We start from the raw sequence: 275 nt of genomic DNA, 5'->3' as shown, positions 1-275 counted from the left end.
CCATTCCTTGCATAATGCTGGTTGAGAAAATCATCTGTCACAAGAAACCCAAGGTCAGCACTAGTAGCGCTCTGTGCATCCATGGAGCCCCAGGCATCTCCGTTAAGGGGAGCTGCACCGGGATGTAGCATGTCCATGATGTCAAGTTCCAGCCCGTTTGTTTCCAACATCTGTTGACTTTCCGAATCTTTACCAGCCTGGATGCTACGAAGTATGCTATTTTTTATTTCTTGTATGCAGGGGAATACCCGCTGGATTGCCTCCATCGCTTCAAG

1 protein-coding gene is annotated in these 275 nt (G+C 48.4%); it reads right to left on the bottom strand.

Going from position 1 to position 275, the window contains the following annotated elements; genetic code table 11:
• A partial coding sequence (locus tag QWJ41_RS21210; RefSeq protein ID WP_302710482.1) for a hypothetical protein occupies positions 1-275 on the bottom strand: 275 nt, incomplete at both ends.

The organism is Nocardioides cremeus (genome assembly GCF_030518195.1).
GTDB classification, from domain to species: domain Bacteria; phylum Actinomycetota; class Actinomycetes; order Propionibacteriales; family Nocardioidaceae; genus Nocardioides; species Nocardioides cremeus.
Note: the sequence above shows the minus strand (reverse complement) of the source record. Positions and strands in the feature narration are given on the sequence as shown.